Source organism: Sorangium sp. So ce426 (genome assembly GCF_051475585.1).
In the GTDB taxonomy this organism is placed as follows: Bacteria; Myxococcota_A; Polyangia; order Polyangiales; family Polyangiaceae; genus Sorangium; species Sorangium cellulosum_B.
Genome location: NZ_CP150341.1, coordinates 4,298,654 through 4,315,348, shown reverse-complemented (window position 1 = coordinate 4,315,348; position 16,695 = coordinate 4,298,654). Strand labels below are relative to the sequence as shown.

At 72.6% G+C, this 16,695-nt stretch carries 11 protein-coding genes; 5 read left to right on the top strand and 6 right to left on the bottom strand.

What is annotated here, in order from left to right; genetic code table 11:
• Window positions 1-74: 74 nt before the first annotated feature.
• Both WMF44_RS16130 and WMF44_RS16125 read left to right on the top strand, forming a co-directional pair.
• Window positions 75-1,325, top strand: coding sequence for an esterase/lipase family protein (locus WMF44_RS16130; protein WP_437300000.1), 1,251 nt, complete (start codon window positions 75-77; stop codon window positions 1,323-1,325).
• Window positions 1,322-2,083 carry a uracil-DNA glycosylase gene (locus WMF44_RS16125; protein ID WP_437299999.1) on the top strand — a complete coding sequence of 254 codons (762 nt, stop codon included), beginning with the start codon at window positions 1,322-1,324 and terminating at the stop codon, window positions 2,081-2,083. The genes WMF44_RS16130 and WMF44_RS16125 overlap by 4 nt, the downstream gene beginning before the upstream one ends.
• Here the strand turns inward: WMF44_RS16125 and grxD are convergent.
• Window positions 2,080-2,394 carry a Grx4 family monothiol glutaredoxin gene (grxD, locus tag WMF44_RS16120; RefSeq protein WP_012235610.1) on the bottom strand — a complete coding sequence of 105 codons (315 nt, stop codon included), beginning with the start codon at window positions 2,392-2,394 and terminating at the stop codon, window positions 2,080-2,082. The two genes, WMF44_RS16125 and grxD, sit on opposite strands and share 4 nt — an antisense overlap.
• 701 nt (window positions 2,395-3,095) lie before the next feature.
• Here grxD and WMF44_RS16115 point away from each other — a divergent pair.
• Together WMF44_RS16115 and WMF44_RS16110 are read left to right on the top strand one after the other, a co-directional pair.
• Window positions 3,096-3,779 carry a hypothetical protein gene (locus WMF44_RS16115; protein ID WP_437299998.1) on the top strand — a complete coding sequence of 228 codons (684 nt, stop codon included), beginning with the start codon at window positions 3,096-3,098 and terminating at the stop codon, window positions 3,777-3,779.
• 127 nt (window positions 3,780-3,906) lie between these two features.
• Window positions 3,907-5,481 carry a hypothetical protein gene (locus WMF44_RS16110; RefSeq protein WP_437299997.1) on the top strand — a complete coding sequence of 525 codons (1,575 nt, stop codon included), beginning with the start codon at window positions 3,907-3,909 and terminating at the stop codon, window positions 5,479-5,481.
• A gap of 4 nt (window positions 5,482-5,485) precedes the next feature.
• On the opposite strand, the gene WMF44_RS16105 is transcribed toward WMF44_RS16110, so the two are convergent.
• From WMF44_RS16105 to WMF44_RS16085, 5 genes are all read right to left on the bottom strand, one after another.
• Entirely contained in the window at window positions 5,486-8,587 is a 3,102-nt protein-coding gene (locus WMF44_RS16105; RefSeq protein WP_437299996.1) for a hypothetical protein, read from the bottom strand.
• A 216-nt stretch (window positions 8,588-8,803) separates the two neighbouring features.
• Entirely contained in the window at window positions 8,804-10,147 is a 1,344-nt protein-coding gene (locus WMF44_RS16100; RefSeq protein WP_437299995.1) for a zinc-ribbon domain-containing protein, read from the bottom strand.
• Window positions 10,148-10,549: 402 nt separating this feature from the next.
• Complete coding sequence (locus tag WMF44_RS16095; RefSeq protein ID WP_437299994.1) at window positions 10,550-12,283, bottom strand: sigma-54-dependent transcriptional regulator; 1,734 nt, start codon at window positions 12,281-12,283, stop codon at window positions 10,550-10,552.
• A gap of 298 nt (window positions 12,284-12,581) precedes the next feature.
• Window positions 12,582-14,228: a GMC family oxidoreductase N-terminal domain-containing protein gene (locus WMF44_RS16090; RefSeq protein ID WP_437299993.1), complete on the bottom strand. Its 1,647-nt coding sequence runs from the start codon at window positions 14,226-14,228 to the stop codon at window positions 12,582-12,584.
• Window positions 14,225-14,812 (bottom strand): gluconate 2-dehydrogenase subunit 3 family protein, encoded by a 588-nt coding sequence (locus WMF44_RS16085; RefSeq protein ID WP_437299992.1) that lies wholly within the window; start codon window positions 14,810-14,812, stop codon window positions 14,225-14,227. The genes WMF44_RS16090 and WMF44_RS16085 overlap by 4 nt, the downstream gene beginning before the upstream one ends.
• 179 nt (window positions 14,813-14,991) lie before the next feature.
• On the opposite strand from WMF44_RS16085, the gene WMF44_RS16080 reads away from it, so the two are divergent.
• Window positions 14,992-16,644: a hypothetical protein gene (locus WMF44_RS16080; protein ID WP_437299991.1), complete on the top strand. Its 1,653-nt coding sequence runs from the start codon at window positions 14,992-14,994 to the stop codon at window positions 16,642-16,644.
• Window positions 16,645-16,695 lie beyond the last annotated feature (51 nt).

Here is a 16,695-nt window from a genome sequence, read left to right as displayed (position 1 = left end):
GGCTGTCACGGTCGCAGGCGCGGGCGGCGATGGAAATGCCGCAGAGGGCCGGCGGACATGGCACATTCCCGCGCGTGCAGAAGACGCGCGTCTACCTGTCGCCGGGCATGTTCGGCTTCGCGACCCTCGCCTCCCTCGAGTATTTCGAGCACTTCATCCGCGCGATCGAGGAGCGGTTCCGCGATCGCGGCCGCATCGTCGAGATCCACGTCTGCGAGGTCCACCCGACGGCCTCCATCCTCCGCCGGGCGGCGAAGCTCGCCCGCCTCGTGGACGAGAGCGCCGGGGACGACGGCGGCCCAATCCACATCGTGGGCCACTCGACCGGAGGCCTGGACGCTCGCCTCGTCGCTTCGCCGACGGCGCGGCTCCCCGGGAACGCTCACCGCCGGCTCGGCTGGACGAGCCGGCTGCGGTCCGTCACCACCATCAACACGCCGCATTTCGGCACCCCGCTCGCCGCCTTCTTCGCCACGGTGAGCGGCCAGCGCCTGCTCTACGCCGTCACCGCGCTGACGGTGGCCGGCCTCAAGCTCGGCGCGCCGCCGCTCGCGGCCGCGTCGGCGCTGGTCGCCGCGTTCGGCCGGGCGCAGCTCGGCTTCTTCGAGATCGAGCTCATCGATCGCGCGGTCGAGAGCTTCATCCGCGTGCTCGACGACGCCTCGAGCCGCGAGCTGCGCGCCTGGCTGAAGCTCTTGCGCGACGACCAGGGCGCCATCGTCCAGCTCATGCCCGAGGCGATGGATCTGCTCCACGCCGGCCTCGAGGACCGCGCGGGCTTGCGGTACCAGAGCGTCGCGACGTACGCGCCGCGCAACGCCGTCCGGGACTGGGTATCGGCGCTCCGGTCGCCGTGGGGAGCGATGTCGGCTGCCATCTTCACCGCGCTGTCGAACATCACCGCCCGCCTGAACGAGCACTACCCTTGTCGCTCCCATGACGGCTCGATCGAGCAGAAGCTCGCGCGCGTGCTCGGGGAGCTGCCGCCGCCGGACGCCAACGACGGCGTGGTCCCGCTGGCCTCGCAGGTCTGGGGGGAGCTCATCTGGGCCGGCAAGGCCGACCACCTGGACATCGTCGGCCATTTTCCGGGCAAGGGCGGGCACATCGACTGGCTGGCGAGCGGAGCCCGCTTCAATCGCCTGCGCTTCGACGCGGTGCTCGACCGCATCGTGACCGGGATGGTGGCCGGCGAGCAGGGCGGCCTGACAGCGCACGCGGCGGCCCCGCCGCGCCCGCTCGCGGAGGCGCGCGCATCGGAGCGCGGCGCGGACGCGGGGCAGAGCGGCGCCTCGACGAGCTCGGGCGGCGAGCCCGCCGCGTGAGCCGCGGCGGCGCGGCGCGCGCGCTCGATCTGATCACGGCGGAGCTCATCGAGTGCCGGCGCTGCCCGCGGCTCGTGGCGTGGCGCGAGGAGATCGCGCGAGAGAAGCGGCGCGCTTACCGGGACCAGACCTACTGGGGCCGCCCTGTGCCGGGCTTCGGCGATCCGGACGCGCCGCTCGTGATCGTCGGGCTCGCCCCGGCGGCGCACGGCGGGAACCGCACCGGCCGCATGTTCACGGGCGATCGATCGGGTGACTTCCTCTACGCGGCGCTCCATCGAGCGGGGCTCGCCTCGCAGCCGACGAGCAGCTCGCGCGACGATGGGCTCTCGCTCCGGGGCGTGTTCATCACCGCTCCCTGCCGCTGCGCTCCCCCGGACAACAAGCCCACGATCGCCGAGCTCGCGGCGTGCCGCGGGTGGATCGACCGAGAGCTCGCGGCGCTGCATCGGGCGCGCGTCTACCTCGCGCTCGGCAAGATCGGCTATGACGCCGTCGCCGCGCTCGCCCGCTCGCGCGGCGCGTCCGCGGGGGATCGCGCGGAGGCTCCCCCGCGCCTCCCGCCGTTCGCGCACGGCGTGGAGGCGGCGATCCCCGATCCGCGCGGCGGCGCCGGGGCGGCGCTGCTCTTCGGCAGCTACCACGTCAGCCAGCAGAACACCCAGACGGGGCGGCTCACCGGCGACATGTTCGACGAGGTCCTGCGCCGCGCCGTCAGCGCGGCGAGGCTTCGCGCCCCCGAGCGATCCGGACGTTAGTCCTGCTTCGACAGGAGCTTCTGCAGATCGCCCGACTGGAACATCTCCATCAGGATGTCAGAGCCGCCGATGAACTTCCCGTCCACGTAGACCTGCGGGATCGTCGGCCACTGCGAGTAGTCCTTGATGCCTTGGCGCAGCGAGGGATCGGACAGCACGTTGACGTCCTTGAAGTCCACGCCGCACTTTTTCAGGATGTCGACGGCCCGCGCCGAAAATCCGCATTGCGGGAAGGTCTTGGTGCCCTTCATGAAGAGGACGACGCGGTTGCTCTCGACGGTATCCTTGATCGCCTGGTGGATGTCGCTCATGGCTCGTTCCTGATCTCCCGCCGCGAGCGGGATCGCCCATTGTTCAATCTACACAGAAGCGGCGCGTGACTGCCGGGCCGCGCGCCGTGGCGTGCCGGCGGGGCTCGCGATGGGACCGCGCTGGGCTCGCCAAGCGGACCACGTGACCGCCCCGCCCCGCGCGCGGTCGTGAACGGGGTTTCTGGTGTCGCCCTCCGCCCGCGTCAACTGGGCTGGAGCGCCGCAGGGGTCCCATGGAGGGCTGCATGGACCGGTGGTTCCTCGGGCGGGTGCGCCGACGGCTTGGTGCGTCTTCGCGAGGGACGGGGGGCGGCGGGCGGCGCCGGCCAGGCTCAGCGCATCCATCGGCGGCTCGACGGCCGCGGCCGTGCGGGGAGGCGGCGGGCAATCGACACCGCCGACACCGCCGACACCGCCGACACCGCGCGCGTCCGCCCGCGAACACGGAAACGTCGAACGCTGGTCGACAACGTGCTCCAGGACCTGTGTACACCCAGGCCGCGGCGGCGCCGCTTTCCGCTCGCTGGACGCGCCTCGCGCCATCTGCACCGCAGCGTCTGGCCTCGCGCCGCCAAGTCGTTGTAGAACACGCCCCCACCTCGGCCGTCTTACCGACCGTGACCAGCGGCCGTGAGCCGCCGCGGGTGCGGCAAGCGTCCCATTGTCGCGGCCTCACCCGCACAACCCTGAAGGAGCCTCGTATGCGCTTGCACGTCCTCATCCCAGCGGCCCTGCTCGGCCTCGCGCCCCTCGCCTGCGGCGGCAGCGACCCGGAGCCGAACAACCCGTCGCAGATGCAGAACCAGTACGGGGCGTCAACCCAGTACCCCCCCGGACAATACCCGCCCGGACAATACGGTCAGCCCACCCAGCCGGGCCAGTACGGCCAGCCCACCCAGCCGGGCCAGTACCCGCCGCCGGCCACCACGACCCCCGCCCCGACGCAGACGGCGCCGACCGCAACGGGCACGAGCACCGGCCAGGCGACCCCGATCGCGCCTGCCGCGGTCAGCGCAGCGACCCCGATCCTCACCGCCATGGCGGCCTCCGAGGTCCAGGGCATGCAGCCGGAGGGCGGCGCGTTCGCCGGGCAGTTCCAGGACGGCCAGACGCTCGAGCAGCCGTTCAATATCCAGCCGGGCAAGTGTTACTCGGTGATCGGCGTGGGCCTCGGCGTCCAGGAGCTCAACCTGCAGATCGTCGCGCAGCCCGCGCCGATGCTGCCGCCCGTGGTGCTCTCCCAGGACAACACCACGGGACCGAACGCCACGCTCGGTGGCAAAGGCACTTGCTTCAAGAATCCGCTCCCCGTGGGCGGCCCCGCAAAGGCCATCATGACCGTCCGGGGCAGCGGCCTCGCCGTCGCCCAGATCTACGTGAAGTAGTCGCGTCCCTGCGGGCCGGCGCCATCTGCCTCATCGAGGCGCGGCGCCACCGCTCGCGCCTCGGGACCTCCGTCGTACGTTTGCCCCTCCACTGTTCGCCGGGGGAGATGCAAGGTACACTCCAAGGGTGAGCTTGCCTTGGAAGTACTCGGCTCCCTGGATCGCCATCGTCGGACTGGCGGCCTGCTCTTTTCGTATGGCCGATGAGTCGGCGGACAGCCCCGAGTTCCCCGGGGACGCCGCTCGACCCACCGTCCTGGCGTTCGAGGAGGACGGCACGCTCCAGCTCGTGCCAGGGGAGCTGCGCACGGTCTGGGTCACGGGACAACCGCCGGCGCCCTACGAGGTGAGCTTCACCCTCCTCGGCGAAGCTGCAGGTGCATGGGTCGACCGCACGACGGCCGTCGCGGACGAAAATGGCAGGGCCTCGGTTCAGCTCCACGCGTCGACCCTGGGAAGCACGTTTCGGCTCCGCGCCGCGACGAAGGGCGGGCCGTCCGCGGAGCTCGGCGTTTCGGTGAGCGCGGATGGCTTCGGCACGCTCCGCGTCATCCCGGTCTACGAGGGGACGCGCGTCGCGAAGGACTGGACGGCGAGCGTCGTCGCGGAGGCCACCTGCGAGGAGCTCGCAGCCGCTGCGCCCGAAGCACCCGTGGGCGCGCTCGTGGCGCACGGCGGTCCAGACGAACCGGTGGTCGTCGAGGGCGCGCCTGTAGGGCCAAGCCTTACCGTCGCGCTGCACAGCGGTCGGATCATGTGGGGTTGCGTGGGCGAGCGAGAGCTGCAGGCTGGCTCAGCGCGCGACGTCTGGGTCCCGATCAAGGACCTGCCGATCGACATGGCGGCGACGCGCCTCGACACGAAGCTGACCCTCGTGACGGCGGAGGGGCTGACCGCGATGCTCGAAGCAGCGACCGAGCAGCTGCTCGACGCGTTCTTGCCTGCCGGCGCGGAAGCCGCGTCCCTGCTCGACGCCATGCAGCGCGCGGCGCCGCCGGACCAGGCGCGCGCGTTTGCCGCGCAGCGGATCGAGCGTGACTGGGACGCCGCAGCACAGGCGCACCTCGCCGCGCTCCCGCTCCCCCTGCGCGACAGGTGTCGTGGATGGGCGCGTACCGGGCTCGCGGGTACGCCGCTCACGCTCGACGGCCAGCTGAGCGGCGTGGCAGACATGCAGGGACGCGCGCTCTTCGAGGCGAGCTGGCTCGGCAGCGTGACCTCTGACAACGCGGGCGGACCACCGGCACATTTCATGTCGTGGAAGGCGGATCCCGGCGACGTGCTCCGGCTCGCGGGAACGCTGACATGGTCGCCAACCCGAACCATCGGCGGAGTGACCGGGCTCGGGGTCGCAGCGGAGGCGGACGCGGAGTCCGTCCCCGCGGCGCTCGCCATCGCCGCAGAGTGCGAGGCGCTCGGCGAGCTGCTCGGCGGCTACTCCGACTGCACGAGCGACTGCATGGCGATGCTGTGCGCTGGCGGGCTCACGCTCCTGTGGCGCGCTGGGACCGAGGCGTCGGAGACGGCCGGGATGATCGGCGAGATCGTCGTGAACGCTTCAGGCCCCGCGGAGCTCAACAGCTCCGCCGCGCCGATCGCATGGACGGCCGACTGGCTCGGGACCATCCGCTACGGAGAAGGCGAGGAGGTCGCCGTCGAGGGACGGGTGAACGCGGTTTCGCCGGAGGCCATCACCCGCTAGCGGATCATCTTGCGGCGTCCTTCGGCTCGCAGCGCAACCGCCACCTCCGGCCCGTTGCGCGCTCGGTCGCAGCGAGCGGGATCGCGCTGGCGCCGACGGCGTTCTGCTTCTCGGGTGCCTTCGAGAAGGCGCCCTGCAGCCTCACCGCCATCGCCTCGACGCACGCGCTGCCTGGATCCAGGCGAAGCCGGAACTCGGCGCCGTCGACGGAGGGAGCGCTTCCGCCGAGATCGAAGCTCGGCGAGCCCTCCAGGCTCGTGTCGAGGAGCCAGCCGTCCTGACCCGGAGCGCAGCGCTCGATCCGCGTATCCGCGAGGTCCTTGCGGCCGAGCGGCACGGCCTCGCCGAGCGCGCCGGTCTCGCGGTCGATCGGGAGCACGTGCCAGGAGCCGGCGCGCACGCCAGGGTCGGGAGCCGCCGAGATGAGCAGGCCGACGCCGCCGCCCAGCGCACGCCGGACCAGGCGCGGAGGATCCACGCCGTAGCCCGTGCGGCCAGGGCGATAGTAGGTCGCCAGCTGCCGCGCGATCCCGAGGTCGGCGCGCCACAGCGCCACGACGTCGTACGAGCCGCCGGGCGTCACGAAGAACCACGTCTCGCCGAGCCGCACGGCGCCGTTCGGAAACGGCCGGAGGAAATGGCCGGCGCGGCCTGCGCTGTCGCGCAACGGAAGGATCGGCAGCCCTTCAGAGGCTGCGAACAGGCTGCATCCGGCGCCCCGACACACGTGGGTCAGCGCGGCCCGTCCGCCAGGATCGAGGTACGCGCCCCAGGACGCCGCCCCCTGAGCCACCACCCCGAGCGCCTCGGCGGCCGACGCCTCATCCGACCAAGGCGAGGCGCTCACGCCGCTGGAACGCACCCCGCCATCCGGGTCGAAGCGATCGTCGAAGCGGAGGAGCCAGCGCCCGGCGCGCGCCCAGTCCGCGCCTCGCTTGCCCCATGCGTAGGCGCGCATCGTCACGATGTCGTACGGAGCCCCGTTATCGAGGCCGATCTCGTCGGCCCCGCGCTTGGGCGGCGGCGTGTTGCGGAAAGGAGCCCACGGCGACGTCGGTGTCTCCGTCGACGCCGAGCGCGTGACCGACGAGGCCGGGCGCGCTCTCTCGGCGCGCGCGGAGGGCGCGGCGGGAGGCTTGTCCGAAAGCGGCGGCGTCGAGGCGCCGAGGGCCTCGCAGCGCATCGCGATCGGGCTCCCCGCGCGGAGCGGCGTCTGGAGCACCGGCGGCGGCTTCGCCTCGGCGAGATCGTCCGGCAGCGCCGTCTTGCCCCAGCCGACCCGGATCCAGCCCCTGAAGACGCAGCCGACGGGGCCGCACGCGCGCGTCCTCGACGCCGCGGTGTCGTCGTCCCGCTCCGGCAGATCGAGCGAGCGCCAGGTCATGCCGCCGTCCGTCGACTCGGCGGCGCGCTCGCCTTCTCCGAGGGAGAACGCGAACCGCCCGGACAACAGCGCGCCCGTGCCGTCCTGGCGCGGCGCCCCCGCGGTCACCTTCCCGCTCTTCGCGTCGATCCGGACGCCCACGATCGGACCGCCCGCCTCCACCCAGCCGCCGATGACGCCGGGCTCACGCTCCTCGAACCCTTCGATCCACATACCGCGCTGCAGATCGCGCGCGGTGCTGCGCGGCTTGGGCGGGAGGATCAGCGGGACGGTCGTGACGTCGCTCCCCTTGAGCAGCGTGAGCTGCCCCGACGCGTCCAGGCGAGGCGGCGAGAGGACGGCGATGCGGCCGTCGGACAGCGCGACGACGCGCTCGATGCCGACGTCTCGCGCGGGCGCGCGGACGTGGATCTCGCGGGCGCGCCCGTCGGCGGCGACGACGCAGTACGCACGCCCGGTACGCACCGCGCTGTCTTCGCTGCAGGAGCCGCGGATCACCAGCGCGCCGTTGCCGCTCGCGACCACGAAGCGGGGCTCGTCGAAGCGCATCAGCCGGCGCATGCCGAGCGGCGGCTGGAACGCGTACAGGGTCGTCGGCCCCTCGCGCTCGCCGCACACGAACCCGAACGACGCCCCCGCGCGGATCGCATGGCAGGCCGCCTCTCGCTCCGGATAGGCGTCGGGCGCGACGTCGATGACCGCCCCGTCGCGCAGCGAGACGCGCGCCAGGGCGCCGCCGCGAGCCACCACCGCGGTCGCGCTCGAGTCGGGCCACCCGTCCTCGACCGCGGCGCGGAGCGGGCGCCTCCCGAGAGGCCCCTGGGCGCGCGCCGGCGGCTCGTGCACGTCGTCGGAAGCCTCCAGCGTGCGGTACGTCACGCCGCCGCGCGCATCGACCGCATAGAGCCCGCTCGCGGTCATGACGGCAGGATCGCCGCCGACGACGGCGACAGAGGTCGGCCGCGCGTCGATCTCGACCTCACGCCAGGTGGCCCCGGCGTCGAACGTGACGAGCAGGCCGCGCAGATCGGCCTCGACCAGGGCGCGCCATCCGTCGGCGAACGCGATCTGGCCGTACGTGCTCGCCGGTGGGAGCGGGCCGAGCGGCATCGCCGCGCCCGTCTGCGCGTCGATCGCGAGGAGCCGGTGGCTGTGCGAGAGCCGCGCGTAGAGGCGATCGAACCCCGCGAGGATCTCGTTCGCCTCCGACGGAAGCTGGACGAGCGGCTCGAGCGGGGCGAGCCACGCCTGGGCCCGCCAGAGCTGCGCGCCGCCGCGGTTCGAGGCGTGGAACAGGTACCCGCCGCCCAGGCGCGTCGGCAGCTTGAGCGAGGTGACCTGACCTGACGGCAACAGGTCGGCGGCGCGCTCGAGCGATCCATCGTCGTGCGCGACGACGCGCATGCGATCGATGAGCACCCGCTTGGCCCCCGCCTCGCTGGCCACCACGCCGCGCTCTCCGACGAGATCCGGGAGCAGCCGCGATGGAGTGACCATGGTCACGAGCGCCCCCTGCGAGGATCGCCCGCCCGGAGCAGGGCGCGACGCTTGCCCGGAAGCGCTGCGATCGCTCGACGCCGGTCCTCCGGAGGGCGCCATCGCCGCCTGTCCACCGCACCCTGCCGCGCTCGCGCAAAGGAGCAGCGCCATCGCGGAGCGCCGCGCCGCGCCCGGCATCCGCCGAGGAACCGGCGCGCGCAGCCGCCCGTCGGGCTCACTCATGACGGACGATGCTAGCGCGGCGGTCCAGGCGCCGCACCGTCCTTGCGAGCGCCCACGCCAAGGTTCAGCCGCGGCTCGCGTCGCGCATGTCTGCAGCGGCTGGCTCACGCCGGTCGCGCATCGCACGCCCAGCGCCGGAGCAGCCGCTGCACGCGCGGCTCCGGCGACGAGGATCTCCGCTCACCGATCGGACGACGGCCGACGGCCGACGCGCGTTCACTTGCCCTTTGCGGAGCACTGCATCGCGCACATCAGATCGCCGACCGCGCACCCGCAGCCGCCGCGCTTCGCGGGGGCCGGAGCGGCCGGCGCCGGGGCGGCCGCAGCAGGCGACTGCTTGCCTGCGGTGCCGCCGCCGGTGTTCGGTCGCGGCGACGGCCTCGTGTTCGGACGCGCCCCCGCTGCCGTCGGCGCGGCGCTCGGCGCGGCGCTCGCGACCGGCTCCGCCGTCGCGGTCGCCGACGCCGTCGCCGACGCGGTGGGCGCGGGCGCCGGCGCCGTGTCGAGGGGCGCCGGCGTCGCCGGCGCGGCGGCCGTGGTCGGCGCGGCCTCGACCGCGGTGGGAACCGGCGTGCTGCCCCCGCCCTTCATCAGGAAGAAGACACCTGCGATCGCGATGCCCGCGATCGCGATGCCCGCGGCGATGATCAACGGGGCGCGGTTCTTGGAAGGGGCCTCGCCGACGTTCGGCGGCGCGACCGACGGCGCTCGCGCCGTGGTCACGATCGGCGCGCTGAGCTGGAACAGGCCGCCATCGTTGGCGACGATGCTCGCGACGGGCGACGGCGCTCGGACGCCGGCCCCCGACGCGAGGGCCTTCAGATCGATGAGGCCGGAGTCGTCCGACGCGCTGACGGCCGCCCGCGCCGGAGCCGGAGCGGCGGCCTTCGCCGTGAGGGCGCTCAGCGAGAACAGCATCGAGTTCTCGTCGCGCTGGCCAGGCGCGGCGCCGCTCTTGAAGAGCGGAGCGCTCGTGGCCACGTCGTCGGAGCTGGGCCGGTGCGCCTCGACGCCCGGGCTCGCGCCGAAGAGATCCTGCGTCGGACGCGCCGGATCGCGACGCACCGCCGCTGCTCGAGGAGCGGCCGCCGCGACCGACTCCACGCCCGGCGAGGTCTGCCCGAGGGCCGCTCCCCCGCTGGGCACGGACGTCGACTGCACCGGCGCCGCCTCCTGCGCGGCCACCGAGGCAGGAGCGCTGCCTGCATGCAGGGCCGCGACGATCGTGTCGATCTGGCCGAGCGGCTGCCAGTCGGCCATGCCGTCCGCCCAGACGTACGTCTCGGCGTTGATCACCCCCGACTGGTAGCTCGTGACGATCTCGGCCAGCGCCATCGAGCGCTGATCGCCGTCCGCCACGTTGACCAGGTACGTCGTCCCGTCATTCGGAACGCTCGTGCCGGAGACCGGATCGGCGACCCCGCCGTTGGTCGTCACGCCCGAGCTGTTCACGAGGATCGTCGCGCCGCATTTGCGGCACTTGATCTTGACGGTTCGGCCTTGGACCTTCTCGTCCGAGACGGTGTATTTCGACTGACAGGACTGGCAGGTGATCTTCATTGGGGGCTGGCCCGCTGGGGTGTAGTGCCGGCGAGGCGTCGCGTAGAGTTTACCTTGATGCCGCGCCGGTGGCTCGCTCTCTGACGTGCCAGTCGCGCGTCTGATCTCGCAGCTCCGCTTTACGATAGCCGAGGTCGTCGTCCCTTCGTAAAGCACAAAGGGACGGACCTCCGACGGGACCGTTGTCGGGGTGCGGCGCAGCAGCGCGCAGGTCGGGCTCCGGAGTGCGACCAGCCGCCTCGCGGCGCGGCTCGGGCGCCCATCCGCGCGGGGAGGCGCCTCACACTCGACGCGCCCGCGAGGCCCGTGATTGCTGCGGTACTGCGAACCTGCGGTGTGGCGGTGTGAGCTCGCGGCGCGGCGCGCTGTGGCCTCGCGGCGCAGAGCGGCAAGGAGGCCCCGTCAGGCGTCGCCGCGCACGGAACCGAGCTCTTCCAGGACGGGCTCGTCGGTGACGACCGGCACATCGTCGACCGGGTCTTGCGGCTCGGCGCTCTCGCTGTGCCCCTGGGCCTCGTGGCTCCCCACGTGCTCCCCGTACGCCTGCAGCTTCGAGTACAGGCCGCGGCGGCTGATCCCGAGCACGCGGGCGGCGCGCTGTTTGTTGCCGCGCACCGCCTCGAGGGTCAGCAGGATGAGCTTGCGCTCCGCGTCCGCCAGGCGCGTTCCGACCGGAAGGCGCAGCACGAGCGGGTGCTCGGCCGCTTCGCCGGCGTCCCGCGACGGCTCGGCCTCGTGCGTGCCCGTCTCCCCCGGCCTCCGCGGCATCGAGGCCGGGCCGATGGAGGACGGCACAGGCTGCGCGCCGACGTGCGACGGCACGGGCTCGGAGGGAACCACCAGGTCGGCGGCGTGAACGATCGGCACCGAGAGCGGCTCGGCCGGCTCGGCAGGGACGACGGGCGCCGCCACCCTCGCCGACGGGATGCTGTCATAGGAACGCCGGCCCGAGCGCCGCTCGATCCGGCCCTGGCCGAGCTGGACGTCGTTGGCCGAGACCAGCTCGTTCGAGGCGAAGAGCGCCGTCTGCTCGATGACGTTGCGCAGCTCGCGGACGTTGCCCGGCCAGTCGTGCTCGGCCAGCCGCTCGACGGCGGCGTCCGAGAGGCGGCGGGCCGGGGTGCCGTAGCGCTTGGCGAACTTCAGCAGGAAGCGCTCGGCGATGGGCAGGATGTCCTCCCTGCGCTCGCGCAGCGGGGGCAGCGTCACCGTGAACACGTTGAGCCGGTAGTAGAGGTCCTCGCGGAAGACGCAGTCGTCGACGAGGTCGAGCAGGTCCTTGTTCGTGGCGGCGACGACGCGGACGTCGGCCTCGATCTCCTTGCGGCCGCCGACGCGCGTGAACCGGTACGTCTCGAGCACGCGGAGGAGGCTGACCTGCACGGCCGCGTCCATCGTGCCCACCTCGTCGAGGAAGACGGTGCCGCCCGCCGCCGCCTCGAACTTGCCCTCCGCGGCCGCGAACGCGCCGGTGAACGAGCCCTTCTCGTGGCCGAAGAGCTCGCTGCCGATGAGCTCGCGCGGGATCGCGCCCGTGTGGACCGGCACGAACGGGCCCGCGCGGCGGCGGCTCCGGTTGTGGATGGCGCGCGCGACGAGCTCCTTGCCCGTGCCGCTCTCGCCGACGATGAGCACGGGGGCCATCGTCGCGGCGACGCGATCGATGCGGGTGAAGACCTCCCGCATCCGCGGCGAGCCGCCGATCATCCCCTCGAACACGAGCTGACCATGGAGGGGGTCGTCGTCGTCGAACTCGGTCGGCGGCGACGAGAGGAGCTCGCGCACGAGCAGCACGAGGCGCGCCGGATCGAGCGGCTTCTGGAGGTAGTCGGCCGCTCCCAGCTTGAGCGCGTCGACGGCGCTTGTGATCGACGCCGCGCCCGTGACCATGACCACGTGGGGCGGCGGCGCCTTCGGCTCGGGCCCCTCGAGCTCGCCGGGCGAGAGCCGGCGCATCAGATCGACCCCCGTCATGCCCGGCAGGTTGAGATCCGTGACGAGCACGTCAGCCGGCGTCCGCTGGTGGATCTCGAGCGCTTGCTCGCCGCTCGACGCAACGACGACGTCGAGCCCTTCATGGCGCAGCACCGCCTCGAGGATGGCCGCCTGGTCGGGCTCGTCCTCGACGAGGAGCACACGGCCGTGATGGCTGTGGCTCCGATGCGGCGAGCGCGCTTGTCCGCGCGGAATTGCAGCTGAAACTGCGTTCGGTCCCAAAGCTTCCCTCCCAGCTCGGCGGACGGACGGCTCGGCCCCGTGCGAGTTGAAACGTGCCGTTAAACTTGTACCTCGCGGGGCCTCGTATCAACTCGGGAGTTGCCTCCTTCTCGGGTGCAAAGCCCCCCTCACATGCCGTCCGCGACATGCCGTGCCTGCCCGACGGATGCGGCGCCCCTGGCTCACTGACTCCTGTGGTGACACGCCGCCGCGCGCCTCACCAGCGCTCGATGATGCCGCATGCGATGCGATCGGCCAGCGCCATGCACGTAAGCATCGGATTCACCGCGGGACTTCCAGGAAAGATGCTCGTGTCAGCGACGTACACATTGTCCAGATCGTGGCAGCGCCCCTCCTCATCGACCACCCCGTCCCGCGGGCGCCTCGACATCCGCGCCGTACCGAAGGCGTGATTCGCCGCGGTGATCGTGTCGCGCCCGTCGAGCCGTTTGCTCTTCAGGATCTCGGCTTCTTTCGGCGACGTCAGCTCGTCAGGCACGCCGTGCAGCCCGGGCAGTATCGACGAGGCCCCCGCCGCCCAGCAGATGTCGGACAGGATGCCGAGACCGCGCTGGATCTTCTCGACGTCGCGCGGTGCGTAGTCGAATCGCACATCAGGGTCCCAGCTGCCGCGCTTCGGGCGCACCGTCCCGCGCGACTGCTCTGCTGCAATGATGACGTCGAACGGCGCCATCCGGTTGTATGTCCGGAGATGACGCTGGTAGTCGTGCCCGAGGCCGGGAAATCGCGCGGCGAGCACGGCCGGAGGCGACCAGAGGACCTCCAGCTTGATCCCTTGCTCGATGAAGTGGAGCGAGTGATAGCCCTGGGTCGCGCCCTCCCATGGATCGATGGGCTCAGGGAACACCGCCATGATGGCGAGCCCAGGGTGGAGCTGCAGCTCGTTGCCCACATGGCCGCTCGACCCGGCGGCGCCGCTGCGGAGCAGGATGAGCGGGGTCGCCATGCAGCCGGCCGCGAGCACGACGAGCTCCGCCCGTACCTCGACGGGCGCCCCCTCGCGCCAGGTGAACGGCTCGATCGTGCGCCCGCGCATCCCGGCGGCGCGCCTGCCCGAGAGCAGCAGGTGCTCGGCGCGCACGCTGGTGAAGACGCGCGCGCCCGCCCGGATCGCGGCGGGGACGTACGAGACGTCGGTCGACATCTTTGCGCGGTTGCGACACCCCGTGAAGCATTCGCCCGAGCCGCGGCAGCCGCGCACGTTGCGGTGGGTCGGCTCGCTCGACAGCCCCAGCGCGTCGCAGCCGCGCTTGAAGCGCAGGTTGCGCTCGCCCTGCACCTCCATCGGCGTGGGTGAGACGCCGAGCAGGCGCTCGACGTGATCGTAGTGGGGCAGCAGCGCGTCCAGGGTGAGCGAGGACGTGCCGGTCCGCTCTGCCCACTTGTCGAACACCCAGGCGGGCGAGCGCGCGCAGATGGCCGAGTTGACGACCGAGCCGCCCCCGAGCGCGATCGCCTGCATGGTCGGGATGAGCATGCGCCCGCGGGCGGCGCGCATCCCCCCCTCGCGCAGCGTGCGCGAGAGCGACTCGCCCGGCTCCTGGCGGAAATCGTCCACCCCGAACGGCGGCCCCTCCTCGACGAGGATCACGTCGCGCCCCGCCTCGGCGAGCTCCTTGGCGACGACCGCGCCGCCCGGACCCGAGCCGACGACGAGCACCTCGCACGACGCCCGCACCTCGCCCTCGTAGTCGGCGAACACCTTCACCTGCGAGCGCGGCTCGTCGGGCGAGAGCGGCTCCACCGCGCCCCTCGATCGGAGCGTCACCTCGGAGAGCGAGCGCCGCTCGCCGCGCTCGCGGCCCACGGCGCGAGGCGGCTCCGGGAAGACGGGGAGCTTCACGCCGTCACCCCCGGCGCGAGCGACGGGGGCGCCGCGGCGGCGGGCTCACCCGCCGCTCTCCCGGCGGCGCGGCGCTCGAAGGGCGTGGCGCAGCAGGCGACGCCGATCGCGCCGGCGACCTTCTCGTTCGCGAGATACCCCATCGAGAGCATCGTCCGCAGCGAGAGGAACGTCACCCGCCGGAGGTAGATGCAGCTCTGCGCCATCGACGCGAGCGCCGCGATGCGATCGGCCTGCGGGAGGCGCGTGAAGCGTGCGCGGCGCGGCCCGAAGACCCAGGGCGAGAGCTCGACGAAGTGGAACAGCAGCCGCATGTAGGGCCGGAGAGGCCGCGGTGTGCGCGCGACGTAGCGGTCCACGTACTCGACCAGCCCGGCCTCCGTGCCGGAGACCGGGATCGGGCCCCCGGCCGGGAACAGGGCGTCAGCGCAGGCCGCCACGATGGCCCGCTCCTTCACGGACAGCGCGGAAGAGGGCGCACCAGGGGCCGACGCCCTGCGCACGAGGAAGACGGCGGCGAGGGCGAGCGCCGCCAGGACAACGACGGGACCGATCACGGGCAGGTGCGCAACGAGCTCGCTCATCACTCGACTCCTTCCTTGTCAGCACGGGAAGCCGTCGCCGCGGCTGCCTCGACAGCGTAGCCCTACAGCCAGAGTGCGCAATTTCGTTCGCACTGCGTCCGGGTGTTCGCACACCATCCTGTCCCGATTTACGCAGCTCGACGTTGTGGCTGTGACAATCGCGGTATCGTCGGCGCCCGATGAGCGACGAGCCCGTGACCGCAGGGGGGAGGAGCGAGGAGGTGGGACACGACGAGTCCATCGACGGCGAGGAGCCGTCCGGAGCCGAGCGCCACAGCTCGCCGGCGCGCGATCTTCGAACCTGGCTCGCCGGCGCTCCCCTCCCCGCCTCGCTGGAGCTCACGCTCGGGCTGCTCGCGCCGATGGTGATCACGATCGCGGCCGCGCTCCGCGTCGCGAGCTTCACGATCGACGACGCGTACATCTCGTTCCGGTACGCGGAGAACCTCGCGAACGGAAACGGGCTCGTTTACAACGTGGGCGAGCGCGTCGAGGGCTACACGAACTTCCTCTGGACGGTGCTCCTCGCCGCGGCGGTGAAGCTCGGCGCGGCGCCGGCGGCTGCGGCGAAGGTGCTCGGCGCCGCCTGCGCCGCGGGTGCGCTCGTCCCGACCTACCTCCTCTCCCGGCGGCTGCGTCCGTTCTCGAACGTGCCCTGCCTCGCCACGTGGCTGCTCGCGATGAGCGTCCTCTTCTCCGGCTACGCGGTGTTCGGGCTGGAGACGCCGCTGTTCCTCCTGCTCACGCTCGCGGGGACCGAGCTCTTCTTCCGCGAAGAGGACGCCGCCGGCGACGACAGCGGCGCTCGGCCCGCGCTCGTCTCCTCATGGTTCCCCTGGTTCCCCTGGTCCGGCGCGGTGTTCGCGCTCGCCGCGCTCACCCGCCCGGAGGCGCCGCTGTTCCTCGGGCTGCTCGTCGTCTGGCACTCGGAGCAGGCGCTCTCGCGCCGGAGCGTGCTGCGCCTTGTCGCGTTCGCGCTCCCGGTCGCCGCGCACCTCGTGTGGCGGCACAGCTACTACGGCGCGTGGCTCCCGAACACGCTCGCCGCGAAGACGGGCGACTTCGCGCAGCAGATCCAGGGCGGGGGCGACTACGTCCGCAAGTACGCGCAGCACGCCGGCGCCTTCCTGTGGCTCGGGATCCTCTCGGTCGCCTCATCCATCGTCCACCGGCGCCGGAGCGGCCTCGCGATCGCGTCGATCGCGCTGCTGTTCGGCGTGTACGTCGTCGCGGTGGGCGGCGACTGGATGCCTTACTTCCGGTTCCTCGCGCCCGCGGAGCCGTTCGCGTTCCTGCTCGCCGACGACGCGGTCCGCGCGATCGCCGCGCGCCGCGAGCGCGTGGCGTCGCTCGCGATCGCGGCGTTCGGCGCGATCACGATCGCGACCCGCGCCGGCGAGCTCGCGCGGGCCCAGCGGAACCTCCTCGTCAACGACAAGGGCTTCTGGGACGACGCCGCGGGGCGCTCCGCGGAGTGGCTCGTCCAGAACGCGGAGCCTGGCCCCATCGCGCTCGCCGACATCGGCTACGTCGGTTACCGCACGGGCTTCCCGGTCGTGGACATGCTCGGGCTGCTCAGCCCCGAGGTCTCCCGCCTGCCTGGCGCGTACACGCACAAGGTCGGGGCCGGCTACACCGACGCGATCTTCGCGAAGAACCCGCGTTACTTCTTGCTCATCTCCTCCGGGATCGACTGCAAGACCCCGACGGTGCCCTCCTCCCGCGCCTCGTACGACGACCCCAGGTTCAAGGCGGACTACAGGCTCCGCCAGGTCATCGCCCTCCGGAAGGGCGGCGCCTGGTGCATCTACGGGAAGACGTCGTATCCCTGACGGGCGCTCCGGCGCGCGCGTCGCCGGAGCGCGCGTCTCACCTCGCGCTTC

Excerpts from the sequence above, each read along its gene's own strand:
- grxD (WP_012235610.1), bottom strand. The coding sequence starts at position 2,394 with ATGAGCGACATCCACCAGGCGATCAAGGATACCGTCGAGAGCAACCGC.
- WMF44_RS16115 (WP_437299998.1), top strand. The coding sequence starts at position 3,096 with ATGCGCTTGCACGTCCTCATCCCAGCGGCCCTGCTCGGCCTCGCGCCC.
- WMF44_RS16105 (WP_437299996.1), bottom strand. The coding sequence starts at position 8,587 with ATGAGTGAGCCCGACGGGCGGCTGCGCGCGCCGGTTCCTCGGCGGATG.
- WMF44_RS16100 (WP_437299995.1), bottom strand. The coding sequence starts at position 10,147 with ATGAAGATCACCTGCCAGTCCTGTCAGTCGAAATACACCGTCTCGGAC.
- WMF44_RS16085 (WP_437299992.1), bottom strand. The coding sequence starts at position 14,812 with ATGAGCGAGCTCGTTGCGCACCTGCCCGTGATCGGTCCCGTCGTTGTC.
- WMF44_RS16080 (WP_437299991.1), top strand. The coding sequence starts at position 14,992 with ATGAGCGACGAGCCCGTGACCGCAGGGGGGAGGAGCGAGGAGGTGGGA.